Source organism: Bowdeniella nasicola, from assembly GCF_001907295.1.
Taxonomy (GTDB): domain Bacteria; phylum Actinomycetota; class Actinomycetes; order Actinomycetales; family Actinomycetaceae; genus Bowdeniella; species Bowdeniella nasicola.
Genome location: NZ_MQVR01000179.1, coordinates 1 through 867, shown reverse-complemented (window position 1 = coordinate 867; position 867 = coordinate 1). Strand labels below are relative to the sequence as shown.

Genomic DNA, 867 nt, shown 5'->3' with positions numbered 1-867 from the left:
GGCTGGGCAGGACATTGAAGAAGTGGCAAAAGACGATCCTGGCGTACTTCGATACCGGCGGTGCCAGTAACGGTGGCACCGAGGCGGTCAACGGGCTCATCGAGCTGGGCCGTCGGATCGCTCGCGGATTCCGCAACCTCGAGAACTACCGACTCCGCATGCTCCTCATCGGTGGGGGCCTGGACGCATCAACCCACACTCAACTCTGAAGAGCCGCTAACCGGCTGCACCCCTGCCGAGGTGTCGACGTTCGATGCCGACGAGCTCACCTCCGTCGTACGCAAAGTCTTAACCGAGCGCTGGCACGTCTATATGGAGGGACGAGCGCCGAAGCTGCACAGCATCGGCGCGGAGGTCGGTGTGGCGTTCGCGGATGCCGAGGACCTGCGGGCGCGCGGGGCGCGCGACCGGAACCGCCCCAGCGATATCAAGGTGGACTTTATCCGGACCGGCCAGGAGGTCCGCCGCGGAGGCGTCATCGAAATCCGCGGCACCGAGGACGTTACGCTTGACCGCGAAGAGATGTCGTCGGTCGTCTATCTCGCGCGCTTCGGTAAGCGAGATGGGTCGTGGGTCTTGCTCTCGCTGCACGGCGAGCATCGTTTTGACCACCCCACGACCGCGACTTACCTCAACCCACCAGGCTAAATTCGATATCGAATTTTATTTAATCAACGGGCCACGAAAAAACTCTGTCGACGCCTGTGCCTTACATCTGCTTACAAGGCTGGCCTTTTGAGTCTTTCTGTGCGATTTTGGGCCGCCCTGTAAGCGGCTCTTCCGGTTTCAGAGTGCGTGACGCGGTCTCTGACTGCCGGGTGTTGGTGATGAATGAGGGGCGGGCCTTGGGTGAAGATAGAAGTTCCT

2 protein-coding genes are annotated in these 867 nt (G+C 60.9%); both read left to right on the top strand.

Annotated features, from left to right (window positions below; all coding sequences use genetic code 11):
- Positions 1-209 (top strand): transposase (locus BSZ39_RS12940; protein WP_143180561.1); only part of this gene is annotated, 209 nt, incomplete at its 5' end.
- Between the two features lie 31 nt (positions 210-240).
- Complete coding sequence (locus BSZ39_RS12935; protein WP_073717691.1) at positions 241-648, top strand: hypothetical protein; 408 nt, start codon at positions 241-243, stop codon at positions 646-648.
- Positions 649-867: the final 219 nt, after the last annotated feature.